Source organism: Pseudomonas lyxosi, assembly GCF_047758685.1.
Taxonomy (GTDB): domain Bacteria; phylum Pseudomonadota; class Gammaproteobacteria; order Pseudomonadales; family Pseudomonadaceae; genus Aquipseudomonas; species Aquipseudomonas lyxosi.
In genome coordinates this window covers 2,855,230-2,873,535 of sequence record NZ_CP180481.1, presented here as the reverse complement: position 1 = coordinate 2,873,535, position 18,306 = coordinate 2,855,230, and the positions used below count along the sequence as shown (strand labels likewise).

At 59.6% G+C, this 18,306-nt stretch carries 16 protein-coding genes and 1 pseudogene; 12 read left to right on the top strand and 5 right to left on the bottom strand.

The window, feature by feature from the left end:
• Nucleotides 1-117 precede the first annotated feature (117 nt).
• Nucleotides 118-1,605, bottom strand: a complete 1,488-nt coding sequence (locus ACMXYI_RS13145; RefSeq protein WP_415773537.1) for a helicase HerA-like domain-containing protein — start codon at nt 1,603-1,605, stop codon at nt 118-120.
• Between the two features lie 189 nt (nt 1,606-1,794).
• Between ACMXYI_RS13145 and ACMXYI_RS30880 the strand changes: the two are divergent.
• The 5 genes and pseudogenes from ACMXYI_RS30880 to ACMXYI_RS13125 all read left to right on the top strand — a co-directional run.
• A pseudogene (locus tag ACMXYI_RS30880) lies at nt 1,795-2,826 on the top strand (HAMP domain-containing protein); the annotation flags it as partial.
• 93 nt (nt 2,827-2,919) lie between these two features.
• Nucleotides 2,920-3,684: a methyl-accepting chemotaxis protein gene (locus ACMXYI_RS30875; RefSeq protein WP_428608872.1), complete on the top strand. Its 765-nt coding sequence runs from the start codon at nt 2,920-2,922 to the stop codon at nt 3,682-3,684.
• A gap of 191 nt (nt 3,685-3,875) precedes the next feature.
• Nucleotides 3,876-4,997, top strand: a complete 1,122-nt coding sequence (locus ACMXYI_RS13135) for a glycosyltransferase family 4 protein (RefSeq protein ID WP_415773534.1) — start codon at nt 3,876-3,878, stop codon at nt 4,995-4,997.
• Nucleotides 4,990-5,763 (top strand): DUF2334 domain-containing protein, encoded by a 774-nt coding sequence (locus tag ACMXYI_RS13130; protein WP_415773532.1) that lies wholly within the window; start codon nt 4,990-4,992, stop codon nt 5,761-5,763. Before ACMXYI_RS13135 ends, ACMXYI_RS13130 begins: the two co-directional genes overlap by 8 nt.
• The gene (locus ACMXYI_RS13125) at nt 5,760-6,755 is read left to right on the top strand and encodes a lysylphosphatidylglycerol synthase transmembrane domain-containing protein (protein ID WP_150658549.1); all 996 of its coding nucleotides are present in this window, start codon (nt 5,760-5,762) and stop codon (nt 6,753-6,755) included. The genes ACMXYI_RS13130 and ACMXYI_RS13125 overlap by 4 nt, the downstream gene beginning before the upstream one ends.
• 24 nt (nt 6,756-6,779) lie before the next feature.
• On the opposite strand, the gene ACMXYI_RS13120 is transcribed toward ACMXYI_RS13125, so the two are convergent.
• On the bottom strand, nt 6,780-6,956 hold the full coding sequence (locus ACMXYI_RS13120; RefSeq protein WP_415773530.1) for a hypothetical protein: 177 nt from the start codon (nt 6,954-6,956) through the stop codon (nt 6,780-6,782).
• Between the two features lie 86 nt (nt 6,957-7,042).
• Entirely contained in the window at nt 7,043-7,891 is an 849-nt protein-coding gene (purU, locus tag ACMXYI_RS13115; protein WP_008147434.1) for a formyltetrahydrofolate deformylase, read from the bottom strand.
• Nucleotides 7,892-8,231: 340 nt separating this feature from the next.
• Here purU and mvaT point away from each other — a divergent pair, with 340 nt between their 5' ends.
• Nucleotides 8,232-8,609 carry a histone-like nucleoid-structuring protein MvaT gene (gene mvaT, locus ACMXYI_RS13110; protein ID WP_007933316.1) on the top strand — a complete coding sequence of 126 codons (378 nt, stop codon included), beginning with the start codon at nt 8,232-8,234 and terminating at the stop codon, nt 8,607-8,609.
• A gap of 100 nt (nt 8,610-8,709) precedes the next feature.
• On the opposite strand, the gene sbcB is transcribed toward mvaT, so the two are convergent.
• Nucleotides 8,710-10,140, bottom strand: coding sequence for an exodeoxyribonuclease I (gene sbcB / locus ACMXYI_RS13105; RefSeq protein ID WP_415773529.1), 1,431 nt, complete (start codon nt 10,138-10,140; stop codon nt 8,710-8,712).
• A gap of 183 nt (nt 10,141-10,323) precedes the next feature.
• Here sbcB and ACMXYI_RS13100 point away from each other — a divergent pair, with 183 nt between their 5' ends.
• The 6 genes from ACMXYI_RS13100 to ACMXYI_RS13075 are packed head-to-tail and all read left to right on the top strand — an operon-like array spanning nt 10,324 to nt 17,040.
• Entirely contained in the window at nt 10,324-11,049 is a 726-nt protein-coding gene (locus ACMXYI_RS13100; RefSeq protein WP_415773528.1) for an RDD family protein, read from the top strand.
• The gene (locus tag ACMXYI_RS13095; RefSeq protein WP_415773526.1) at nt 11,046-12,023 is read left to right on the top strand and encodes a stage II sporulation protein M; all 978 of its coding nucleotides are present in this window, start codon (nt 11,046-11,048) and stop codon (nt 12,021-12,023) included. The genes ACMXYI_RS13100 and ACMXYI_RS13095 overlap by 4 nt, the downstream gene beginning before the upstream one ends.
• Nucleotides 12,010-13,554 (top strand): DUF4129 domain-containing protein, encoded by a 1,545-nt coding sequence (locus ACMXYI_RS13090; protein ID WP_415773525.1) that lies wholly within the window; start codon nt 12,010-12,012, stop codon nt 13,552-13,554. The genes ACMXYI_RS13095 and ACMXYI_RS13090 overlap by 14 nt, the downstream gene beginning before the upstream one ends.
• Nucleotides 13,551-14,714 (top strand): DUF4350 domain-containing protein, encoded by a 1,164-nt coding sequence (locus ACMXYI_RS13085; RefSeq protein WP_415773523.1) that lies wholly within the window; start codon nt 13,551-13,553, stop codon nt 14,712-14,714. The genes ACMXYI_RS13090 and ACMXYI_RS13085 overlap by 4 nt, the downstream gene beginning before the upstream one ends.
• Nucleotides 14,711-15,712 (top strand): AAA family ATPase, encoded by a 1,002-nt coding sequence (locus ACMXYI_RS13080; RefSeq protein WP_415773522.1) that lies wholly within the window; start codon nt 14,711-14,713, stop codon nt 15,710-15,712. Before ACMXYI_RS13085 ends, ACMXYI_RS13080 begins: the two co-directional genes overlap by 4 nt.
• Complete coding sequence (locus ACMXYI_RS13075; RefSeq protein WP_415773521.1) at nt 15,709-17,040, top strand: DUF58 domain-containing protein; 1,332 nt, start codon at nt 15,709-15,711, stop codon at nt 17,038-17,040. Before ACMXYI_RS13080 ends, ACMXYI_RS13075 begins: the two co-directional genes overlap by 4 nt.
• A gap of 61 nt (nt 17,041-17,101) precedes the next feature.
• Here ACMXYI_RS13075 and ACMXYI_RS13070 read toward each other — a convergent pair whose 3' ends face one another.
• Nucleotides 17,102-18,286 (bottom strand): hypothetical protein, encoded by a 1,185-nt coding sequence (locus ACMXYI_RS13070; protein ID WP_415773520.1) that lies wholly within the window; start codon nt 18,284-18,286, stop codon nt 17,102-17,104.
• Nucleotides 18,287-18,306 lie beyond the last annotated feature (20 nt).

Genomic DNA, 18,306 nt, shown 5'->3' with positions numbered 1-18,306 from the left:
TGATACCGATCGTTCCCACGCTCTGCGTGGGAATGCCTCTTGTGACGCTCTGCGTCACGCTTTGGGACGCGGAGCGTCCCTGACTGCATTCCCACGCAGAGCGTGGGAACGATCTGGTTAGCGACGTTTGCTGCCGCCGAGCAGCGAGCCCATCAAGCCGCGTACCAACTGTCGGCCCAATTGATTGGCCGCCTGGCGCATCGCTGACTTCAGTGCCTGCCCCGCCGCGGTGCCGAGGAATTCCCCGGCCTTGTCGGTGAAGCTTGGTTCTTCGGCTGTCGGTTTGCCCGGAACAGCGTCAGGCTCTGGCGCCAACCCTTTGCGCCCCATCAACACTTCATAAGCCGATTCGCGATCAACGGGTTTGTCATACCGCCCCTTGAACGGCGACCCCGCGATCAGCACTGTGCGTTCAGTCTCGCTCAACGGCCCGATCCGCGATTGCGGCGGCGCAACCAACACCCGCTGGACGATCTCCGGCGTGCCCTTGTCCTGCAACGTACCGACCAACGCCTCGCCAATCCCAAGCTCGGTCAGCACCGACAAGGCATCGAACGCCGGGTTCGGCCGGAAGCCTTCGGCCACCGCTCGCAGGGATTTCTGCTCCTTGGCAGTGAACGCGCGCAAGCCATGCTGAATGCGCAAACCGAGCTGAGCCAGCACGTCATCCGGCAAGTCGCCCGGCGATTGGGTGACGAAATACACGCCAACGCCTTTCGAGCGAATCAACCGCACCACTTGCTCAAGACGATCCTGCAACGCCTTGGGCGTACCGGCGAACAATAAATGTGCTTCGTCGAAAAACAACGCCAGCAGCGGTTTGTCCGAATCGCCGCGCTCTGGCAGTTGCTCGAACAGTTCAGCCAGCAGCCACAACAGGAACGTTGCGTAGACCTTCGGCGCTTCGTGCACCAGACGGCTGGCATCGAGTAAGTGAATGCGCCCGCGGCCCTCGACGGTCGGCTGCAGAATGTCTTCGAGTTGCAGCGCCGGCTCACCGAACAGCGCTTCGGCGCCCTGCTGTTCCAGGGTCGCCAGACGCCGCAACAACGCCTGACTGGAACCGGTGGTCAGCAGCGCGGCGTCGTCACCGAGCAATTCGGGGTTGTCGCGCAGGTGATTGAGCAGTGCCTTCAAGTCCTTGAGGTCCAGCAGCAACAGCCCTTCACGGTCCGCCACCTTGAACGCGGCGTACAGCGCCGACTGCTGACTGTCGGTCAGCTCCAGCAGGCTGCCAATCAATAACGGCCCCATTTCGCTCAAGGTTGTGCGCAACGGATGACCGGACTGACCGTGAATGTCCCACAAGGTCACCGGATACGCTTGAGGCGTGTGGTTCAGCCAGGGCATCCCGGCAATCCGCTCGGCGATTTTGCCTTGAGGGTTGCCGGCGGCGCCCAGACCACACAGGTCACCCTTGATATCCGCGGCAAACACCGCCACGCCGGCATCGCTGAATGCTTCGGCCATTCGTTGCAAGGTGACGGTTTTGCCCGTCCCGGTAGCGCCCGCGACCAAACCATGACGGTTCGCCAGACGCATGGCCTGGGCAATGGGCTGCCCGGCGAGATCGGCACCGATAACGAGTTGCAATGAGTCAGGCATTTTGTCACCCATGGTTAATCTTTGATCCTTCACGGCCGATAGAAATAAGCGAGAGACCCAATTGAAAGCAAGGTCCGACATTCCCCTATGGAGAGCAGGAATTACCGACTCGCTCCGTTGCGCACTCATTTTGCGCGCATTAGCAGCAACGCGCCCCGAACAATAAGACCTTAGCGGACCCCTCGAGCCATGAACAAAAATCTGCGCTTCAGCCATAAAATCCTGCTTGCCGCCGCCCTCATCGTCATTGCCGCCTTCGCCTCGTTCACGCTGTACAACGACTATTTGCAGCGCAACGCCATTCGCGAAGACCTGGATAACTACCTCAATGAGATGGGAGACGTCACCGCCAACAACATCCAGACCTGGCTGGCCGGCCGTATCCTGCTGATCGACAACCTCGCCCAGAACATCGCCATCAACCCCGAACAGGCCACCGTCTCCAGCCTGCTTGAGCAGAAAGCCCTGACGTCGACCTTCATGGCGTCCTACCTGGGCGACGCCACCGGCCACTTCACCATCCGCCCGGATGCGAAGATGCCCGACGGCTTCGACCCACGGGTCCGCCCTTGGTACAAAGGCGCCGAAAGCAGCAGCACCGCCACCCTGACCGAACCCTACATCGACGCAGCCACCGGCCAGACCATCATCTCGATCGCCACCGCCTCGAAAAAGGCCGGGCAAAGCGTCGGTGTGGTGGGCGGCGACCTGAGCCTGCAAACCCTGATCGACACCCTCAGCGCCCGCGACTTCGATGGCATGGGTTACGCGTTCCTGGTCAGCGCCGACGGCAAGATTCTGGTTCACCCGGAAAAAGCCATGGTGATGAAGTCCCTGAGCGAGGCATACCCGAAAAATACCCCGCGCCTGAGCAGCGACTTCAGTGAGGTGGAAGTCGACGGCAAAACCCGCATCGTCACCTTCACCCCGATCAAAGGCCTGCCATCGGTCAACTGGTACATCGGTCTGTCGGTGGACAAAGACAAAGCCTTCTCGATGCTCACCGAATTCCGCGCCTCGGCGGTCGTTGCGACGGTCATTGCCGTAGCCATCATCATCGCTCTGCTGGGCATGCTGATCCGCATCCTGATCCAGCCGCTGCACGTCATGACCCGCGCCATGGCAGACATCGCTGACGGCGAAGGCGACCTGACCAAACGCCTGACCATCGTGAACAACGATGAATTCGGTGTCCTCGGTACCGCGTTCAACCGTTTCGTGGAACGCATCCACGGTTCGATCCGCGAAGTGTCGTCGGCCACCGGGCAAGTCAACGAAGTGGCCCTGCGTGTCGTGGCTGCCTCGAACTCGTCGATGTTCAATTCCGACCAACAGGCTTCGCGCACCAGCAGCGTGGCCGCGGCGATCAACCAGCTCGGCGCCGCCGCTCAGGAAATCGCCCGCAATGCAGCGCAAGCATCGAGTCAGGCCAGCGATGCCCGCAGCCTGGCCGAAGATGGCCAGCAAGTGGTGGATCGCAGCATTGTCGCGATGAATCAGCTGTCGAGCATGCTCAGCGCCTCGAGCACCAACATCGAATCGCTGAACAGCAAAACAGTGAACATCGGGCAGATTCTCGAAGTGATCACCAGCATCTCCCAGCAAACCAACCTGCTGGCGCTGAACGCGGCCATCGAAGCGGCGCGCGCCGGTGAAGCCGGGCGTGGTTTTGCCGTGGTGGCCGATGAAGTGCGCAACCTGGCGCACCGCACTCAGGAATCGGCGCAACAAGTGCAGACCATGATCGAGGAGCTGCAAGTCGGCGCCCGCGAATCGGTCAGCACCATGAGCGACAGCCAGCGCCACAGTCAGGACAGCGTCGAAATCGCCAACCTGGCCGGCGAGCGGTTGAACAGCGTGACGTTGCGTATTGGCGAGATTGACGGGATGAACCAGTCGGTGGCCACGGCGACCGAGGAACAGACTGCCGTGGTTGAATCGATCAACGTGGACATTACCGAGATCAACACACTGAATCAGGAAGGGGTGGAAAACCTGCAGTCGACGTTGCGGGCGTGCTCGGATCTTGAGCAGCAGGCGGCGCGGCTTAAACAGTTGGTAGGTAGTTTCCGTATTTAGTGTCTGATAAGGCCTCATCGCGAGCAAGCTCGGCTCCTACAGGTTCACGCTAAACCCTGCAGGAGCATGGCTTGCCCGCGATGGCGGTCTATCAAACATCGATAAACCTCACTGACACCCCCGCCACAAAACCCCAACCGAACATCTATCCTTCATAAAGGTCAACCAAGGGAGCCCAACGGACCGGAGGGATGTTCATCATGCATATCGCTGACATAACCATGTTCTACGCCCCTGCCAGCGGTGGCGTGCGCACTTATCTGGATGCAAAGCACCGTCGCCTGAGCATCAAGCCGGGCATTCGCCACAGTCTGCTGATTCCTGGGGCTTACTTGAGTGAACAGGATGGCGTTTACACGGTTCCGGCCCCCGCCCTGCCCTTCGGCAAGGGTTATCGTTTCCCCCTCCGTCTCGCGCCATGGCGCAATGTTCTGCAGGATTTACAGCCCGACCTGATCGAGGTCGGCGACCCCTACCTCACCGCATGGGCGGCGCTCGACGCCCGGCGGCAACTCGATGTCCCGGTAATCGGCTTTTATCATTCGGACCTGCCGCTGCTGGTCAGCAATCGCATGGGCAACTGGGTCACCACCAACGTCGAAGCCTATGTCAGCAAGCTCTATGGCAACTTCGATCGGGTTCTGGCGCCAAGCCAGGTCATGGCCGACAAACTGATCGGGCTGGGGGTGAAGAACGTTTTCGTGCAACCGCTGGGCGTCGACTTGCAAACCTTCAATCCCACTGCACGAGACACGGGCCTGCGGGCCGAATTGGGCATTGATGAAAACACTCATTTGCTGATCTTCGCCGGGCGCGGCTCCAAGGAAAAAAACCTGCCGGTGCTGCTCGACTGCATGAAACGCCTGGGCCGACGCTATCACCTGCTGCTGGTAGGTTCGTCGATGCCCGCCGTGGTGCCGGACAACGTCACCGTGATCGGTGAGTTCTGTCCGGCGGCACACGTGGCGCGATTGATGGCCAGCGCCGATGCGCTGCTGCATGCCGGCGATCAGGAAACATTCGGCCTGGTGGTTCTTGAAGCCATGGCCAGTGGCATTCCGGTGGTGGCCGTGGCGGCCGGGTCCTTTCAGGAAATCATCACCGAACAATGCGGCCTGCTCTGCCCGCCGAATAATTCATTGGCGATGGCCAACGCGGTACGCGAGCTGTTCAGTTCGGGCAGCGTGGTTTTGGGCAAACAGGCCCGCAGCCATGTCGAGCGGCATTACTCCTGGGACACGGTGGTCAACAGCCTGCTGGGGCACTATCACGCCGTGCTCGGCAGCCACTGGCCGCTGACGGCCAATGGTTGAGCCCATGAACCCGCCCAGCCTGTTACTCGTGCTGCACGACGTCGCACCGCAAACCTGGGCCGATTATCAACCCTTTGTCGACGCCGTTGACGCCTTGGGCGAGGTGCCGATGACCTGGCTGGTGGTGCCCAATTTCCACAAGCACAACGATCTGGAGGAGCATCCGGGATTTCGACGCTTGCTCACCCATCGGATCGCCCGAGGTGACGAACTGGCATTGCACGGTTACTTTCATTGCGATGAAGAGCCGCCCCCCCACACACCACGAGATTGGTTCATGCGCCGGATCTACACCCACGAAGGCGAGTTTTACAGCCTGTCTCAAGAAGCCGCCCTCGCCCGCCTGCGCGCCGGCATCGAAGTGTTCCACCGTTATCACTGGCCGCTCGAGGGCTTTGTCGCCCCGGCCTGGTTGATGAGCGAAGGGACGCGCCAGGCCTTGCGCCAGTTACCCCTGAGTTACACCAGCGATTCGCAGCATCTGTATCGTCTACCGGACTTCACAGCAGTTGATGCACCAGGCCTGGTCTGGAGCGCGCGCAGTGCCTGGCGCCGGGGGGTGTCGAAGCTGGTCAGCGATCAACGCGAACAACGCTGGCGGCAAGCACCGGTGATTCGTCTCGGCCTGCACCCGGTGGATATGCGCCATGAATTTTCGCGCACTTACTGGCTGCAAACCCTCAAGCGCTTGCTCGACGAGGGACGTGTGCCGATGACCAAGGCACGCTGGCTGTTGCAAAGCGACCGTATGGGTCGCGCCGCATGAGTCGCGGGATTCTGCTGCTCGTCGCGCTGCTCGCTGCGGTGCTGATTCCGTCGCTGCTGGGCGGTAACGAAACCTGGTATCGGCTGCGAAGCTTTCCGCTGACATGGTTACTGATCATGTTCGGCATGATCCTGCTGTGCTGGGTGCTGAACACGATGCGCTTGCGCCTGTTGCTCGGGGATCAGCGTGACAAGGTGGGCCCGCTAAAAAGTCTCGGGGTGGTGATGGCCGCCGAGTTCGCTTACTGCGCCACCCCCGGTGGCAGCGGCGGTCCGCTGACGATCATGGCGCTGTTGGCGCGCAATGGCGTGCGTCCGGCCCGGGGCAGCGCCGTGTTTGCCATGGATCAACTGAGCGATCTGCTGTTTTTTCTTTGTGCGCTGAGCGGGATCCTGATTTATGCGTTGTTCCAGCACCTCAGCCAACGCATGGAATGGCTGCTGACCGTCAGCGCCATTTCGATGTTCGGCGGGTTGTTCAGTTGCGTCGTAGTTGCCCGCTACCACCGAATGCTGATTCGTCTGAGCGGTCGATTGCTCGCTCGCCTGAATGTCAAAACCACCACGCGCCTGCGCTGGGCGCGAAAACTCCTGCACTTTCTGGCGGCGTTCACGGACACATTGAAACTGCCCTTTCAGACGCTCATCACGGTGTTTGCCCTGACCTGCCTGCATTGGATCTTGCGCTATAGCGTGCTGTATCTGGCCTTGCGTGGGCTCGGGGCGGATTTGCAGTGGGCCTGGAGCTTTCTGATCCAGATGCTTTCGCTGAGCGCGGGGCAGTTCAGCCTGTTGCCGGGCGGTGCCGGGGCGGCGGAGTTGACGTCCGCGGCGCTGCTGGCGCCGATGGTGGGGAAATCCACCGCGGCGGCGGCGATTCTGATCTGGCGAGCGGTGACTTATTACTTTTATCTGGTAGTCGGCGGGCCGGTATTTTTACTGATGCTTGGGCGGCCGCTGCTGAAGAAGTTGATGAAGTTCAAACAGGCGTAGGAGCTGCCGGTGGCTGCGATCTTTTTAGGCCTCCCCGATTTCATCGTCGGACTCCGGATTCAACTGCTCCCACAACTCGGCGGCACCGGGAAACTCCGTCCCATCTTCCGGGCTCATGTCATCCGGGTCGTAACGACTCAAACATCCTTCGCCCAACGTGGAGGGCGCTTTGGATGTCGCTTTGTCCAGTGGATCGGCCATGGTCATGTCCTCAGTGCAGAAACGGCGAAAGGCCTGAAGCGATTGAACGCCCAGGCCCTTCGAATTTCAACGGTGTTGAATGGCTATCAGAACACGACGGTTTTGTTGCCGTGCACCAGCACCCGATCTTCCAGGTGATAACGCAGACCACGGGCCAGTACCATCTTCTCGACGTCCCGACCGAAACGCACCATGTCGTCGATGCTGTCACTGTGGCTGACGCGAACGACGTCCTGTTCGATGATCGGACCGGCATCCAGCTCTTCGGTCACGTAGTGGCAAGTAGCGCCGATCAACTTCACGCCACGCATCGATGCCTGGTGATACGGCTTGGCACCGACGAACGACGGCAGGAAGCTGTGGTGAATGTTGATGACCTTGTGAGCATATTCGCGGCACAACTCGGGCGGCAGGATTTGCATGTAGCGGGCAAGTACGACCACTTCGGCATCGTGCTGTTTGACCAGGCGCGAGACTTCGGCGAATGCCGGCTCTTTATCCTGCGGATTGACCGGTACGTGGTAATACGGAATCCCGTGCCACTCGACCATGCTGCGCAAGTCGTCATGGTTGGAGATCACGCAGGAAATTTCGCAATCCAGCTCATCACTGTGCCAGCGGTGCAACAAGTCGGCGAGGCAGTGAGACTCGCGACTGGCCATCAGTACCACGCGCTTTTTCTGCTCGGTATCGGTGATGCGCCAGTTCATCGAGAACTCTTCGGCAATCGGTGCAAACGCTTCGCGAAAGGCATCGATACCGAAGGGCAGCGAATCGGCACGAATTTCGTGACGCATGAAGAACCAGCCACTGAGATTGTCCGAGTGATGGCTCGCTTCAGTGATCCAGCCGTTATGTGACGCCAGAAAGTTACTGACTTTAGCAACGATGCCGACGCGGTCCGGGCAAGCAATCACCAGCCGAAAAGTGCGCATGAGGGTCAAACTCCAGAACTTCGCAAAGGCGGCCATTCTAGCGATTGCGCAGCAAAACTGCAGTATTGATGACGTTTTGCCCGACACAAAGGTAAGCGGCACGGCTTCTGGCAGCACCTGCAACCCGCGCGATGGTGTTCCTGTTGCCAATCTTCAAGTACCCAATTGTGAATATTCGTGATGACTGCATCACACTATTTAACTACACCGGCAATTTATGCCCTATTCACCGTAACTAATTTAAATAAAACTTCGGTTAAATGTTTACTTGATGAAACACCCTGACTATTATTGCCGCACTGTCACCTGCCATCCAGCGCCCCAACATAAGGTAGTCCTCATGTCCTTGATCAACGAATACCGCGCCACCGAAGAAGCTATCAAAGAGCTGCAAGCCCGTTTGAAGAACCTGTCCCAAGACGACAAACTGCAAACCGAGCTGGAATTCGAAGGCAAACTGCGCACCCTGATGGGCGAGTACTCCAAGTCTCTGCGTGACATCATTGCGCTACTGGATCCAGAGTCCAAAACCAAAGCACCACGCGGCGGCGCAGTAAAAACTACTGGCACCAAGCGTGCTCGCAAAGTTAAACAATACAAAAACCCGCACAACGGCGAAGTCATCGAAACCAAAGGTGGCAACCACAAAACTCTGAAAGAGTGGAAAGCCAAGTGGGGCGGTGACGTGGTTGAAGGCTGGGCTACCCTGCTGGGCTAAGCCGTAGCGCTTGTCGCAGACTCATCCGCGACAAAAAAGAACGCCAGCATCTGCTGGCGTTTTTTTATGCCCGGCATTCAGCACCCGAACATTTTCGATTTCAAAGATTCAAACGTTTGCATAATTCCTGGACATAATTCTGCCATTCATTCAGCACCTCTCGCTGAAACGATGTAGCAGTAATGCTCCATTGGGCTGCGGCTTCTACAAAAGTTTCCAGCGTATTTGGCGCCCCCCACTCGGGCGCTGACAAACGTTGCTGACAGAATATTCTCCAGCGTTCTTGCTCTTCGAAATTCAACGTATCGGGGAAGTTGCGTGCGCGATATCGAAACAATAATTCAGGCAATCGTTCATCATCGAAAGGCCATTGTTGTTGCGCTAATTGAGCCGGGTCGGCAGACCTGACTTGCTCACAAAGACGCCGATCCCGATCACCGATAAAACCATCGTATAACTGTTGCTCAGGGTCTTGGCTCGAGGTGAAATCTTCGCTGGCATAAATCGCCTGAACTTTATCTCGCCAAACTGTTTGTGCGTCACTTAGCCGCAGCGCGCGCTCTTGGTAGAGCGACATATCCAGCCCCAAACGTTGCTGATCTTCAGAGCGAAGTACCGACAACGGCGCCACCACCGGGCATTTATTGATGTGGATAAGTTTGAGCGGCACCGGCAACTCGCCCTCGGCCAAGTCATCGCGACGGGTATACAACCGTTGACGCAAGGTGTCGGCATCAAGATCGAGCAAGCCCTGAGGGTCCAGGTGCAGGTCACAGACAATCAAGGCGTTCTTGTTGCGCGGATGCCAAGCCAATGGCAGCACCACACCGACATAACTGCGCGCCGCTGAAAAGCGCCCGGAGATGTGCACCATCGGCTGCAACAGCCGAATCTGATCCATCACCTTTTGTTTACCGCGCAACTGAAACAACCAGTCATACAACTTCGGCTGCTTTTCCCGGATCAGACGCGCCAGGGCGATGGTGGCGCGAACGTCCGATAGCGCTTCGTGAGCATTTCCGTGATCAATGCCATTGGCGGCGGTCAGGCGTTCGAGTTTGAGCGTTATCCGCCCCTCGTCGTCCGTCGGCCAAACGATGCCGTCAGGGCGCAAGGCATACGCTGCACGCACCACATCGATCAGGTCCCAGCGGCTATTGCCGCCCTGCCACTCGCGCGCATAAGGGTCGAAAAAGTTTCGGTAAAGACTGTAACGGGTCATCTCGTCATCGAAACGCAACGTGTTGTACCCCGCACCACACGTGCCGGGCGCAGCGAGTTGGGCATGCACCCGGGTCATGAAATCGGCTTCGCTCAAGCCTTGCTCGGCCAGTCGGCCGGGCGTGATACCCGTGATAACGCAGGCTGCCGGATGGGGCAGGATGTCTTCACCGGGCTGGCAGTAAAGGTTGACCGGCTCGTCTATTTCATTGAGATCGAAGTCAGTGCGAATCCCCGCCATTTGCAGCGGGCGGTCGCAACGGGGGTTGATGCCAGTGGTTTCATAGTCGTACCAGAAGATAGAGGTCACGGGCTATTCCTGAACTGAAGATCGGCGAAGTCTAGGCGTTCACATCCCGCCCCGGCCAGTAATCTCGTCATTCAATCACCTCTGGCCACTTGTCGTGCAATACATAGTTATGTCGTTTTCCCCCGAGAGGCTGCTAGCATCGGACGGACATCGAATCCCGAACAGGCCACATCAAGGTTGCCCATGCTCGAGACCACAGCACTGCCAAGGAAAGCGACGCTGTCCCCGCCACTGGATACGCGGTATCAAGTCGAAACGCCGGAAGGCATCGACCTGCCACTGCGCCCGGCCGGGTTGATGGTTCGTGCGCTGGCGTTCGCCATCGATCTCGGGCTGCGCGGGTTGATCGTCGGCCTGCTGTTTATTGTCCTGGCATTCCTCGGGAAACTCGGTGCAGGGCTCGGCTCGATTCTGTTGTTCGTGGTGAGCTGGTGGTACATGGTGCTGTTCGAAGTGCTCAATCAGGGTCGTTCGCCAGGCAAGCAATGGATGGACCTGCGGGTGGTGCAGGACGATGGCACGCCGATCGGCTGGTCTGCTTCGCTGCTGCGCAACCTGCTGCGATTTGTCGACATGCTGCCGTTCGGCTATTTCCTCGGGGCTATCAGTTGCCTGCAACATCCCACCTTCAAACGCCTCGGTGACCTGGCAGCCGGCACGCTGGTGATCTACCGCGAACAACCGCTCGCCCGACCACAACTGCCCACCGCCCAGCCCCGGCGCCCGGCCTTTGCGCTGACGCTGACCGAACAACGCGCCATCCTCGGGTTTGCCGAGCGCCAGGGTGAACTCTCTGACGCACGGGTCAAAGAGCTGGCGGCCATACTCGCGCAACCGTTGCGGGTGTCGGCGCCAGGGGCCGTGGACGAACTCAATGGCATCGCCCGCGGCTTGTTGGGCCCCACATGAAGCAAAGCCTTTTCGAAAGTCGCCACAAGGCCGAATGGGAGCAATTTGCTCTCGCGCTTGAACAGCTGGAGCAAGGCAAGGAAGCCGAACGAGTCGCCGGTTTCCCCAGTGATTATCGTCGTCTCTGCCAGCATCTGGCGCTGGCCCAGGAACGTGGTTACAGCAGTTTTCTGATCGACTCGTTACAGCAACAAGTGCTGCGCGGGCATCAACAGCTTTATCGCCACCGCAGTCGACTGGGTGCCAACGTGCTGGGCTTCATCCTGGCTGACTTCCCGCGACTGGTTCGCGAACAGTGGCGCTTCGTACTCGCCGCCGGCCTGATGTTTTTTGGCAGCCTGATCGGCATCGCGCTGCTGGTGTATCTGTTCCCCGACCTGGTCTACAACCTGATCCCGGCCGAGCAGGTCAGCGAGATGCAAGGCATGTACGACCCCGAGGCCGGTCACCTGGGGCGTTCGGCGGAACGGGCGGCCAGTGAAGACTGGGTGATGTTCGGTTACTACATCATGCACAACATCGGCATCGCCTTTCAGACCTTCGCCAGCGGTGTGCTGTTTGGCCTGGGCAGCGCGTTTTTCCTGTTCTTCAACGGGTTGATGATTGGTGCGGTGGCCGGGCACCTGACGCACATCGGCTACGGGCAAACCTTCTGGTCATTCGTGGTTGGCCACGGCGCCTTCGAACTGAGTGCTATCGCCCTGGCCGGTGCCGCCGGCCTGCAACTGGGTTGGGCATTGATCGCGCCGGGACGCCTGCCCCGCTCCGAAGCCCTGCGATTGGCGGCACGCAAGAGCGTGCTGCTGATTTGCGGGGTCATGCTGTTTCTGCTGATTGCGGCGTTTATCGAAGCTTACTGGTCGTCCACGATCGGGGTCGCACCCATGACCAAATACCTGGTCGGCGCAGCGCTCTGGTTGTTGGTGGCGGTTTATCTGCTGTTTGCCGGACGGACCCGCCATGCGCCTGAGTGACGCCACGGTAGTGATCCGCCCGCGCACGACCTGGGAAGCCATGGACCTCGGGGTCCTGCTGAGCCAGCGACACCGGCGCCTGCTGATGACCAGTTGGGCCATCGTGACCTTGCCGATTTTCGCCCTGCTCAGTTGGGTGCTGTGGGATTCGCCCTCCCTCGCCGTGTTCATTTTCTGGTGGCTGAAACCGGCGTTCGACCGCCTGCCGCTGTACATACTGTCCAAAGCCATGTTCGGCGAAACGCCCACGCTGAAGCAGGCGCTGCGCCAATTTCCGCGGCTGCTCCAACCGCAACTGCTGGCGAGTCTGACCTGGCGACGCTTGAGCCTGAGTCGCAGTTTCCTGATGCCAGTGGTGCAACTCGAAGGGTTGAGTGGGGAGCCACGACAACAGCGCTTACAGGTGCTGTTGCAGCGCAACGCCGGTGCCACGCGGTGGCTGACCATCATCGGCGTACACCTGGAAAGCGCGTTATGGATCGGTCTGATGGTGCTGTTCTATATGTTCTTGCCACAACAGGTCGAACTCGACTGGAGCTGGCAGACCTTGATCACCGCCGCCACACAGGACTGGCGATGGCTGGAACACCTGACCAACGCCTTTTACGCACTGGTGCTGATTGTCTGGGAACCGGTTTATGTCGCCTGCGGCTTCAGCCTTTATCTGAATCGGCGCACGGTGCTGGAGGCGTGGGATATCGAGCTGGTGTTCCGCCGCATGCGCCAACGCTTGAGCAGCGCTGCCGTCCCCCTGCTGCTGGCAGCGTTCCTGTTGATGCCGACAGCGCAAACCGTGTGGGCCGCCGAGCCAGTCATTTCACCCGACAGCCCGCGTCTGCTGGACCAGCCGCTGACCAGTCAGGCATCCCGGGACAGCATCAAGGCGATCCTCGATCAGCCTCCGTTCAAGAACAAGGAATCGGTCACGCGCTATCGGTTTGGCGAAGAAAAACCAGCCGCCGAAACGGCGGACGATGACCAAACAACCGAATGGCTGGAGGCGCTGCTCAAGCTTCTGGACAACCAACGCTTCGGCGCAGCGGCCACGCTGATTGAAGTCGTGTTGTGGGGTGTCGTGATCGGTGCCATTGGTTTATTGATCTGGCATTACCGTGACTGGTTGCAGGCCTTCGTCAGCCGTCGACCGGCCTTGAACAGCAAGGTCGTGCGGCCGTTACCGCAACAGGCTTTCGGCCTGGACCTCAACCGCGAAACCCTGCCCGCCGACATCGCCGCCAGCGCCGAACGCCTCTGGCAAACCCACCCTCGCGAGGCCCTCGGGTTGCTCTATCGCGGTCTGCTCAGTCATTTGCTGCACGACTTCAACATGGCGCTGAAACCCGCCGACACCGAAGGCCAGGTCCTGGAGCGCATCGAACACCTGCAACAACCGGCCTTGCTGGCCTTCAGTAAAAACCTGACCGGGCACTGGCAGAACATGGCCTACGGGCATCGCCTGCCTCCCGCGCATTTGCAACAGGAACTCTGTGACGGCTGGCGAGCCCTGTTCGGCCCGGGAGCATTGCGTTGAACCGGCAACGCTGGCTGGCGGTCGGCGTGTTCATCGCCGTGCTATTGATCGCGCTGAGTGTTTATCTGTACGTCAAGGCGACGCCCTACCAGACAGACATCGATCACGGCCCCTCGCCCGAAGCCCAGGCCAATCCTTACCTCGCTGCCGAGCATTTTCTGCGCAAACAGAACCTGACCGTCAGCCACGCCAATAGCCTCGACATCCTGCCAACCCTGGAGCCGCATCAGCACAGCCTGTTGTTGCTCGGGGACCGGTACAACATGACCCCGCGCCAGATCGATCAGCTGTTGAACTGGACCCGGGCCGGCGGGCGTCTTTTATTTGTCGCCCAGTCGTTGTGGGATGAAAAGACCGGCCAAAGCAATGACCTGTTGCTCGACCGGGTGCAGATTCACCAGTCGCTGAGCAAGGACCTCAAGGACCCGCCGCCCGATAGCGACGACGACCCATACCCCAAACTGACCAAGCTGTACCTGGAAGACGAAAACGCACCGGCCTACGCCAGTTTCGATACCGCGTTCCATCTCGAAGACCCGAAAAACCTCGCGCAAGCCTGGGCCAACAGCGGCAAGGCCACGCACATGATGCAGCTCAATCACGGGCTCGGTTCGATCACCGTGGTCACCGACGCCGACCTGTGGAAAACCCCGGCCATCGGCCAGTACGACAACGCCTGGCTGCTGTGGTACCTGACCGCGGACACGAACGTGACCCTGCTGTTCGACACCGATCACGACAGTCTGCTGATGTTGCTCCTGCGCTATTTCCCTCAGGCGCTAGTCGCCCTTTTTGCCCTGATCGGCCTTGGCCTCTGGCACGTCGGCGTACGCCAGGGTCCGCTGCTGGAACCGGCCCCAAGGGCCCGCCGCCAACTTCAGGAACACCTGCGCGCCAGCGCCGATTTCATGTTGCGCCGAAACGGTCAGCAGCATCTGCTGCAAGCCTTGCAGCACGACATCTTGCGTCGTGTGCGGCGCCGTCATCCCGGTTTCGAACAACTCGGCGTTGCCGAACAATGGCTGGTGCTCGCACGCCTGACCGGCCAACCCACACGCGCTATCAGCCAGGCCATGAGCCCGCGACCGAAGCAGCGGCTGTCCAGCGCTGAATTCAGCCGTCAGGTCGCCCACCTGCAAACCTTGAGGAACGCCTTATGAGTGAACAGATCGAGCCCGGCGTACAGAGCCACGCTGCGCAGCAACGCCAGCGTGCCAGCCAACTGGCCCAAGCGGTACGGACCGAATTGCAGAAAGCCGTGATCGGCCAAAACACCGTGATCGACGACGTCCTCACCGCGCTGATCGCCGGCGGCCACGTGCTGCTCGAAGGCGTGCCGGGGCTGGGCAAGACACTTCTTGTGCGCGCCCTCGCCCGCTGCTTCGGCGGTGAGTTCGCACGTATCCAGTTCACCCCGGACTTGATGCCAAGCGACGTCACCGGGCACGCGGTGTACGACATGCAGACCGAGCAATTCAAACTGCGCAAAGGTCCGTTGTTCACCAACCTTTTGCTGGCCGACGAGATCAACCGCGCCCCGGCGAAAACCCAGGCCGCGCTGCTCGAAGCCATGCAGGAACGGCAAGTCACCCTCGAAGGCCGCGCCCTGCCCATCGTGCAACCGTTCATGGTGCTCGCCACACAAAACCCCATCGAACAGGAAGGCACTTACCCGCTGCCGGAAGCCGAGCTTGATCGCTTCATGCTCAAGGTGCGCATGGACTACCCCGACGCCGATCAGGAGCTGAACATGGTCCGCCAGGTCAGTCGCTCGACCCGGGCCGACATGCTTGATGTGCAACCCCTGCGCACGGTGTTGCAAGCCAAGGACGTGCTGGCCTTGCAGCGCATTGCCAGCGATCTGCCGCTGGACGATCAGGTGCTCGATTACGCCGTACGACTGGCTCGCACCACCCGCACCTGGCCGGGCCTGACCCTCGGCGCCGGACCTCGTGCCTCCATTGCGCTGGTGCGCTGCGCGCGGGCGCGAGCGTTGTTGCGCGGTGGCGAGTTTGTGATTCCGGATGACATCAAAGGCTGCGCCCTCGCGGTGTTGCGTCACCGTGTGCGGATTGCGCCGGAGCTGGACATCGAAGGGCTGGACGTCGATCAGGTGCTCAAGCAACTGCTCGATCAAGTGCCGGCGCCACGGTTGTGAAACCCTCGCGCCTGTTACTGATCTGGCTTGCATTGCTGCTAGCCATCGGCATCGTGCTGGGCGCGTTGCGGGCATTGGAGTTCGCGGTTCCATCGAGCCTGTTGTCGATCAACTGGGGACTGCTGCTGGCACTGCTGGCCCTGGCAATACTCGACGCCATCCGCCTCAAACGCCTGCCCTCACCCCGCCTCCAGCGACAAATGCCCGGTAGCCTTGCACTCGGTCGATGGGGTGAAGTACGACTGGAGCTCGAACATGACTTCGCTCAGCCACTGACCGTACAGATTTTCGACCATGTGCCGGAAGGCCTGAGCTTCGAAAACCTTCCTCTGTCGGTCGACCTGCAACCCGGCCAGCACAGCCAGATCGGTTATCGACTGCGCCCTCTCAAGCGCGGGCACTTCAGTTTCGAACTCTGCGAAATCAACCTGCCGAGCCCATTGCGGCTGTGGTCCGACAAACGCTTGCTCAACGTGGTCGACAACACCCGCGTCTACCCGGACTTCGCCCGCCTATACGGCGGCCAACTGCTGGCAGTCGACAACTGGCTCAGCCAACTCGGCGTGCGCCAACGCCAACGACGCGGTCTGGGTCTGGAGTTTCATCAACTGCGTGAATTCCGCGAAGGCGACAGCCTGCGCCAGATCGACTGGAAAGCCACCGCCCGTCAGCGCACACCGATTGCTCGCGAGTACCAGGACGAACGCGACCAGCAGATCATCTTCATGCTCGATTGCGGTCGGCGAATGCGCAGCCAGGATGGCGAGCTCGCCCATTTCGATCACGCACTGAATGCCTGCCTGCTGCTCAGCTACATCGCCCTGCGCCAAGGCGACGCCGTGGGCCTGAGCACCTTCGCCAGCGACCGGCCGCATTACCTCGCCCCGGTCAAAGGCACTGAACAACTCAAGGTTCTGCTCAACACCGTTTACGACCTCAACAACACCCAACGCCCCGCTGATTACCAGGCCGCCGCCAACCAACTGCTGGCCCGGCAAAAGCGTCGGGCGCTGGTGGTGCTGGTGACTAACTTGCGGGATGAAGTCGATGAAGAACTGCTGACCGCCGTCAAACGCCTGAGCAAACAGCATCGAGTGTTGGTGGCGAGTCTGCGCGAAGACTTGCTCGACACGCAGCGGCACACGCCGGTGCAAACCTTGTCGGAGGCGCTGGCTTATTGCGGGACGGTGGATTATTTGAATGAACGGGCTGAACTCCATGAGCGGTTGAGTGCTCATGGAGTGCCGGTGCTGGATGTGCGGCCCAGTGAACTGGGCGCGGAGTTGGTGACGCGGTATTTGAGTTGGAAGAAGGCTGGGACCTTTTAGAGATACAGTCCACCACAGAGCAAAATCAAACCTCCCATCCTGCGGCTATCTGGGATCGCTATTATTTATAGATAACGACCACTTGGCGATGCTGGGAAGTTCCACCCAGGTTTTGGACTTTGATATCCCACCTCAAACTACCAGACGTCGCCAACCTGGCAGTGTGCGATACCTTCCCTGCCCCATCAGTTTTAGTCGGAAAATAAGCACCGCCATCAAAAGACATGAAAACCTCTCTGTTTGGCATCGGTTCTTTAGATAACGTGGAAATGATCGAAGCTGTAACAGTTACATATTCCCATGGTGAGCAGGGGTTCTTCGATGCCACGAAGCTTTGGATTGTGGCGTGATCCGGCGTAACCGGATCCAGAACCTTCACCGCCATAGTTTTCGAGCTCGGGGTGACTCCAGAAACGCTAGCGGTCAGGTCATATTCCCCGAGTTGAGTTGGCGAGAACTCGACACTGGCGAAACCCTGCGCATCAGAATTCGACGGCGACAATTCGAGCGAGGGGAAACTCCAGGACACGACAGCCTTCTCCACCGCAACCCCGTGACGACGAGTAACCACCTTCGCCACTGCATTCACCTGCTCTCCCTGATAAATAATCGGCTTGGTAGATGTGAGCTCCTCAATCACCCACTCATCTTCCAACACCGTAAACAGCAACTGCGCAGCATCCCATCCACCTTCACCACCGCGCACCGAAGCCGTCAACACCTTACTACCAGACGCCTCGAGCCTGAAACGAACCGTCGCGTTACCATCGACATCAGTCGGAGTCGGCGTGAGCCAGACACCATCGAACTCCCACATGACCTCAATGTTGTCGAGCGGCAGACCGCTGACCGTCGAAATAATGGTGGCCTGCGCCTCGACCTCGTCCCCCGGATAAGTGCCGGGCTGAGCAATTATCAATGCACTGATTTCCCGCGGCTGGCTCATCTCGAACGGGAACGAAAGCACCTGTGCATAGATCCCCTCACCCACTGTCGCCGTCAATTCAGCCGGGCCGGACGTCGTGGGGATAAAGCGCACTCTCGCCACACCGTAATAATCAGTCACGGAAGTCACAACCCCAAGATCAGGATTACGCCATGTCACCGTCCACCCCACCATCGGCCGGCCACTGATAGCCGACACCACGGTGACCTGCTCAACAAGTTCCTGCCCCCAATCCAGTGTCTGATAAACGCTGCTGTTCCCGGTGATTTTCAGCACCTGTGAACCTTCGCCCAAAGACATCGCGTTCGCCGGTGACAGGC